Genomic DNA, 7,383 nt, shown 5'->3' with positions numbered 1-7,383 from the left:
CGCGAACGACAGGCGTTGTTGCTCACCGGGAGACAGAATGCGTGTCCAGTCCTCGGTGTCGTCCAGCCTGTCGCCGAGGTGGCCGAGCGCCACCTTCGACAACGCCTCACGCACCTGGACATCGCCGGCGGTGGGCTCCTTCGGATACGCCAGCGCGGTTCGGAGCGAACCGAGCGGAAGATAGGGACGCTGGGAGAGGAAGATCGCCTCACCGGACGGTCGCGAAACGGTTCCCTCCGCGTACGGCCACAGATCGGCGAGCGTACGCAGCAGGGTGGTCTTGCCGGAACCCGACGGGCCCTTGACCAGCAGTGCCTCGCCCGGGTGGACCACCAGATCCAGATCTTCGATGAGGGCCTCGCCGGTAGGGATTCGCACGTCGAGCGTGTCGATCACGAGATCCTCACCCGACTTACGGGTCTTCAGGATGGGGAGCTTCCCGGCGTTCTCGTTGTCGTTGGCCAACCCGTTGAGCCGGATGGTGGTGGCGCGGAAGCTGGCGAAGTCGTCGTACGCCTCACGGAAGAACGACAGCGAGTCGTGCACCTGACCGAACGCCTGGGAAGTCTGCATGACGTCACCGAGCGACACCTGGCCGGTGAACAGGCGCGGTCCCTGGATCAGGAACGGAAAGATCACCGCGGTCTGGTTGACCGTGAGGTTCCAACCACTGAACTTCAGGGTCCGGAAGACGATGTGCCACATGTTCCGGATCACCTCGACGAACCGGTGGGCCAGTGTGCGCCGCTCGACGTCTTCCCCGCGGTAGAACGCGATGCTCTCGCCGTACTCCCGGACGCGAACCAGGGCGTAACGGAAATTGGCCCCGAGCTTCTCGTTGAGGAAGTTCAACGTGATGAGCGGCTTGCCGATCCAGAACGCAATCGCCGTCGTCACCAGTACATAGACGAAGACGAGGAAGATCATCGCCCGGGGAATCTCGATGCCGAAAATCGTCATCGGACCCGAGAGATCCCACAGGATCCCCGTGAACGAGACGATGGACAGCACGGCCGTCACCGCACCCATGGAAAGGACCCGCGAGGTGGTCACGAAGTTGGTGATGTCGGCCTGGATTCGCTGGTCGGGGTTGTCGATCGCGTCGTCGAGGAACCGGTCGCGGTAGTAGGCGCGGCTATCGAGCCAGTCGTCGACGAGCTGGTAGTTGAGCCAGGTCCGCCAGTCGATGTCGAGAGTCTGACCGATCAGGTACTCGAGCAGGGCACGCACCACGTGGATCGTCGCCAGGATCGCGAAGACGCGGAGAAAGTGCCAGAACGCGGATTCGTCGAGGTTTTGGATCGAATCGTAGAAATCGTTGTACCAGTACGAGAACAGCACCGTCACGCGCACCGCGAAGACCGTGGCGAGCAGCAGCGCCGCCAGGATCAGCAGCGGCTTGGGGCTGCGCCGGGGATCGAAGTAGGGCGCGGCGAACCGCCAGAATTGCCTGCCCCAGTTGGTGAACCGCGCGAGCAGTACCACGACCACCACGAACACCACAACAGTCATGACGTAGGCCTTCAACAGCCACATCGAGCTGTCCCACACGACGTTGTTCCAGTCCATGACCAATCCCCCGATCACGATGACACATCAGCAAAGATGGCGAAGTCTAACCCCGATCGGTGGGAATACTCGAAAAATTCGCGCACAACACTTACCGCGCCCGACTCCATGGGCCGTCCGATGTCGCACCGGTCCCATTGGGGGCGTCTGGACGCCGCCTCAGGAGCTCTCCCGCTCCTCCGGATCCCTCAGATTGCCGTCGTCGTCGACATAGTCGGCGAACGCCGTGCCCGACACCGTGCCTCCGGTACCGGGGAGCACCACCGTTTCCCGTGCACCGGGTTCGTAACGGGCGTCGATTTCCGCCGACTTCTGATGGGCGTCTGCTATCGCCTCATCATCGGGGACCGGAACATCCCCCTCGGTGTTCTGCTTTCCGGCGCTCCGCCCGCCGGTGTCGTCTGCGCTCATGGGTTGCACGTCCGTTCCGTCGAGATCCGAGAACGACGATACGCCCCGACGGTCACCGCTTTGCGGGAAAGTGCCGGATCAACCCTTCCTGCACGACGGTGGCCAGAAGTTGGCCTTCGAGGGAGAAGAACCGTCCGGTCGCCAGTCCGCGCGAACCGGCCGCCACCGGCGATTCCGTGGCGTAGAGCGTCCACTCGTCGAAGCGGAACGGCCGGTGGAACCAGATCGAGTGGTTGACGGTGGCCGCCACGATCCGGTCGAGTCCCCACGACAATCCGTGCGTGGTGATGATCGAGTCGAGGACCGTCGTGTCCGAGGAATACCCCATCACCGAGACGTGGACCAGCGGATCGTCCGGAAGTTCACCGTCCGACTTCATCCAGACCCGGTTGTGGTTGAGTCTCTCCCCCGTGCCCTTCATGATCCACGACGGGTCGTTGGCGTACCGCATGTCGATGGGTTTGAGGGCGTCGACGAAGGTCTTCAGCCGATCCTCGTAGCCCACGAAGTGGTCACCGAGCGGCGGCAGCGTATCGGGGAACGGGACATCCGGTACCTCGACGGCATGCTCGAGTCCTTTGCCCCAGTCCTGGAAGGCCGCCAGCATGACGAACAACTCCCGGCCGTCCTGCATCGCGGTGACCTGTCGGTTCGCGAACGCACGACCGTCCCGGTGACGGGCCACGTGGTATTCGATGGGTTCCTTGACGTCGCCGCCGCGAATGAAGTGACCGTTGACCGCATGCACCGCGCGCTCACCGCTCACGGTCCGTCCGGCGGCGATCAGCGACTGCGAGATCAGCTGGCCGCCGAACGTCCGGCTCCCGACCTGAGCGGGGTGCCGCCCCCGGTACGTGTCCTCCCCGATCTTCTCGAGATCGAGAAGCTCGAGAAGCGTCTCGAGATCGGTCCTCACTGCGGCTTCGCTCACCTAGCGGTCCTCTTCACCAATTCTGTGGACATGTATGAGATTGGTAGAGCCTACGGTGCCGGGCGGGGAGCCCGCCACGATGATCACGAGCTCGCCGCGCTGGTAACGGCCGAGACTCAGGAGCGCGTGATCGACCTGGCTGACCATCGAGTCGGTGCTCGAGACAGGCTCGACGAGGAACGTCTCGGTTCCCCACGTCAGCGAGAGCTGACTACGCACCTCGGGTACCGGGGTGAAGGCGAGCAACGGCAACGGCGTGTGCAGGCGGGCCAGGCGGCGCACCGTGTCTCCGGACTGGGTGAACGCGACGAGAGCCTTCGCGTCCAGTCGTTCACCGATGTCACGCGCGGCGTACGAAATGACACCCCGCTTGGTTCGCGGTACGTGCGTCAGGGGTGGGACGCGGGTGGATTCGGCCTCGACGGCCTCGACGATGCGCGCCATGGTCCGCACGGTCTCCATCACATACTTGCCGACGGATGTCTCGCCGGACAGCATGACCGCGTCAGCGCCGTCGAGCACCGCGTTCGCAACGTCGGAGGCCTCCGCCCGGGTGGGCCGTGAGTTCTCGATCATCGATTCGAGCATCTGCGTGGCGACGATAACGGGCTTGGCGTTCTCTCGCGCGATCTGGATGGCGCGCTTCTGCACCAGCGGAACCTGTTCGAGGGGAAGCTCGACGCCCAGGTCACCGCGAGCAACCATCACGGCATCGAACGCGAGGACCACTGCCTCGAGGTTGTCGATCGCTTCCGGCTTCTCGAGCTTCGCGATGACGGGGACGCGGCGACCGACCCGGTCCATCACACCGTGCACCAATTCGACGTCGGCCGGCGAACGCACGAACGACAGCGCGATGAAGTCGACACCGAGATTCAGTGCGAATTCGAGGTCCGCGATGTCCTTCTCCGACATCGCAGGGACCGACACGTTCATCCCCGGCAGGGACACGCCCTTGTTGTTGCTGACCGGTCCACCCTCGGTGACCCGGCACACCACGTCGTTACCGTCGACGTCGATGACGACGAGACCGACCTTGCCGTCATCCACGAGCAGCCGGTCGCCGGGCTTCGCATCCTCCGCGAGTTCCTTGTAGGTGGTCGACACCCGATCGTGGGTGCCCGCGCAGTCGTCGACGGTGATCCGCACCACCTCGCCGTCGGCCCAGGTGGTGCTCCCCTCGGCGAACCGGCCGAGCCGGATCTTGGGTCCCTGGAGGTCGGCGAGAACACCGACCGCCTTGCCTGTGGCATCGGAGGCGGCGCGAACTCGCTTGTAGTTCTCCTCGTGGTCGGCGTGCTCTCCGTGGCTGAAATTGAGCCGGGCAACGTCCATACCGCTCTCGACGAGTTCGCGGATGCGGTCACCACTGGCGGTTGCAGGTCCAAGCGTGCATACGATCTTCGTGCGTCGGTTCACGGCTCGAGCCTAGTCTCCCCGCGTTGCCTTCTCCATCTCAGACAACCGCCAGCGGCAACGCCGTCGGATGCACCGGAGCCGGAAGGTCCGAGGCACCCGTCAGGTGCAGATCGACGGCGCGCGCGGCGGAACGCCCCTCCGCGATGGCCCACACCACGAGTGATGCGCCACGATGAGCGTCGCCGCACACGAAGACACCCGGAGCGGTGGTCTGCCAGTCCGGGCCGCAGGACAGCGAGCCCCGCCTGGTCGGCGTCAGTCCGTAGTCGCCGAGGAGCGGACCTAGGTCGACGCCCTCGAAGCCGATCGCGAGAAGCGCCAGCTCGCAGGGTAATTCGATCTCCTCGCCCACCGGGACGATCTCGCGCCCGCCTTCGTCGTCCCTGCGGACCCGTACCTCCGCGAGAACCATGGCCCGGACGTTCCCCTTCTCGTCGCCGAGGAAACGCTGCACCGCAACCTGGTAGCGGCGCACACCGCCTTCGGCATGCGCGGGCGATGTCCGCAGCACCATCGGCCGAGCCGGCCAGGGCGTGACGGACTCGTCCCGTTCGGTCGGCAACTCCGGGTTGTAGTCCAGTTGCATGACCGACAGCGCCCCCTGCCGATGGGCGGTTCCGAGGCAGTCGGCACCCGTGTCGCCGCCGCCGATGATCACCACATGCTTGCCCTTGGCGGTGATCGACGCCGGCCCGTCACCCTCGCATTCCTTGTTGGCGGTGACGAGGTGCTCCATCGCGAGATGGATACCGTGAAGGTTCCGGCCTTCCACCATGGTGTCGTCGCGGGCCCGGAGCGCGCCGATCGCGAGCACGACAGCGTCGTATGTGGTGCGCAACTGTTCGACCGTCAGGTCGACACCCACCTCGCAGTCGGTCACGAAATGGGTGCCCTCCGCACGCATCTGCATGAGCCGCTGATCCACCACCGACTTCTCGAGCTTGAACGCCGGGATGCCGTACCGCAGGAGCCCGCCGAGCCGGTCGTCGCGCTCGTAGACGGTGACGTCGTGACCCGCCCTCGTCAGCTGCTGCGCTGCGGCCAGGCCTGCCGGTCCGGAACCGACCACCGCCACCTTCTTACCGGTGGAGATCATCGGCACCATCGGCTGCACCGTGCCCGACTCCCACGCGACATCGGCGATGGTCTGCTCGATGCGCTTGATCGTGACACTGCCGGTGGTGTGCGTGTCGGCCAGTGCCAGCACACAGGCCGATTCGCACGGCGCCGGGCACACCCGGCCCGTGAACTCGGGAAAATTGTTGGTGGCGTGCAGCCGCTCGCTCGCCGCGGGCCAGCGACCACGGCGCACGAGATCGTTCCATTCCGGAATCAGGTTGCCCAGTGGGCAGCCCGCCTCGCCGGAATGGCAGAACGGGATCCCGCAGTCCATGCACCGGGCGGCCTGCGCGGACACCTCGGCGTCCCGCTCGGCCGGACTCTGCGGGACATACACCTCGCGCCAGTCGTGCACCCGTTCCTGGACGGGTCGTCTGGGCGCCTCTTTCTTCGGGATGTGCAGGAAACCGTGCGGGTCAGCCACGTGCCGCCTCCATGATCGCTGTGTCCACGTCCAGTCCTTCCGCCTTGGCCGTCCGGGTAGCGTCCAGTACTCGCTGGTAATCGGTGGGCATCACCTTGGTGAACAGGGCAGACCTGCGCGGCCAGTCGGCGAGCATCGAGGCCGCCACCCCGGAACCGGTCCACCGGTGATGGCGGGTCACCACACCGAGCAGCCATTCGAGATCGTCCCGGTCGGGCGGCAGCAGGTTCACCATCGCCTGGTTCACACACTCGGGGTCCAGATCGAGGACGTAGGCGATACCGCCCGACATCCCGGCGGCCAGGTTGCGTCCCGCCGGCCCGAGAATCACGACCCGTCCACCGGTCATGTATTCGCAGGCGTGGTCGCCGACACCCTCCACCACCGCCGACGCCCCCGAGTTGCGCACGGAGAATCGTTCACCCACGCGGCCGCGGAGATACACCTCACCCGACGTCGCGCCGTAGAGCAGCGTGTTGCCCGCGATCACCTGGGTCTCGGGCACGAACAGCGCGTCGTCCGCGGGCCGGACCACGATTCGTCCGCCCGACAAGCCCTTCCCGACATAGTCGTTGGCGTCGCCGGTGAGGTCGACGGTGATCCCCGGCGGCAGGAAGGCGCCCAGCGACTGCCCGGCCGAACCGGTGAACGTGAGCCGGATCGTGTCGTCCGGGAGCCCCGCAGCGCCGTAGCGGCGGGTGACCTCCGCGCCGAGCAACGTGCCGACGGTCCGGTTGACGTTGCGCACCGGCATCTCGACCTGCACGGCGTGCGCGTCCTCGAGAGCGCCCTCCGCGAGCTGGATGAGGGTGCGGTCCAACGCCCGGTCGAGTCCGTGATCCTGGTCCCGAGTCCTGCGACGCTGAGGCAACGACGGCCCGTCCGGTCCGGTGGGGACGGCGAAGATCGGTGTCAGATCGAGTCCTCGGCTCTTCCAGTGCGCGACGCCCTGGGCCGTCTCGAGTACGTCCGCATGCCCGACGGCCTCGTCGATGCTGCGGAACCCGAGCTCGGCCAGGTGATGCCGGACGTCCTCGGCGATGAACCGGAAGAACTCCTCCACGAATTCCGGCTTGCCCGTGTACCGCTTGCGCAGTTCGGGGTTCTGCGTCGCCACGCCCACCGGGCAGGTGTCGAGGTGGCAGACCCGCATCATGATGCACCCCGCCACCACCAGCGGCGCGGTGGAGAATCCGAACTCCTCGGCACCGAGCAGCGCGGCGACCACGACGTCGCGCGCCGTGCGGAGTCCGCCGTCGCACTGAACGGTGATCCGATCCCGCAGGCCGTTGAGCACCAGTGTCTGCTGCGCGTCGGCCAGTCCGATCTCCCACGGGGCGCCGGCATGTTTCATCGACGTCAGCGGCGTGGCGCCGGTGCCGCCGTCGTGCCCGGAGATGAGGACCACGTCGGCGTGCGCCTTGCTGACACCGGCTGCGACGGTACCGACCCCCACCGAACTGACCAGCTTGACATGTACCCGCGCCTCGTCGTTGGCGTTCTTCAGGTC

General features: G+C 66.2%; 6 protein-coding genes. All 6 read right to left on the bottom strand.

The annotated features are described in order from the left end of the window. Positions 1–1,569: ABC transporter ATP-binding protein/permease (locus tag WAW17_RS14370; RefSeq protein WP_422333628.1), on the bottom strand; the 1,569-nt coding region annotated here is incomplete at its 3' end. A gap of 159 nt (positions 1,570–1,728) precedes the next feature. Then, on the bottom strand, positions 1,729–1,980 hold the full coding sequence (locus tag WAW17_RS14365) for a hypothetical protein (RefSeq protein ID WP_422333627.1): 252 nt from the start codon (positions 1,978–1,980) through the stop codon (positions 1,729–1,731). A 52-nt stretch (positions 1,981–2,032) separates the two neighbouring features. Then, positions 2,033–2,911, bottom strand: coding sequence for an acyl-CoA thioesterase (locus WAW17_RS14360; RefSeq protein ID WP_422333626.1), 879 nt, complete (start codon positions 2,909–2,911; stop codon positions 2,033–2,035). Beyond that, positions 2,912–4,330, bottom strand: coding sequence for a pyruvate kinase (gene pyk / locus WAW17_RS14355; protein WP_422333625.1), 1,419 nt, complete (start codon positions 4,328–4,330; stop codon positions 2,912–2,914). A gap of 37 nt (positions 4,331–4,367) precedes the next feature. Next, positions 4,368–5,873 carry a glutamate synthase subunit beta gene (locus tag WAW17_RS14350; protein ID WP_422333624.1) on the bottom strand — a complete coding sequence of 502 codons (1,506 nt, stop codon included), beginning with the start codon at positions 5,871–5,873 and terminating at the stop codon, positions 4,368–4,370. Then, a partial coding sequence (locus tag WAW17_RS14345; RefSeq protein WP_422333623.1) for a glutamate synthase-related protein occupies positions 5,866–7,383 on the bottom strand: 1,518 nt, incomplete at its 5' end. The genes WAW17_RS14350 and WAW17_RS14345, both read right to left, overlap by 8 nt.

Origin of the sequence: Rhodococcus sp. (in: high G+C Gram-positive bacteria) (genome assembly GCF_049286785.1) — a bacterium.
GTDB lineage: Bacteria > Actinomycetota > Actinomycetes > Mycobacteriales > Mycobacteriaceae > Rhodococcus_F.
Note: the sequence above shows the minus strand (reverse complement) of the source record. Positions and strands in the feature narration are given on the sequence as shown.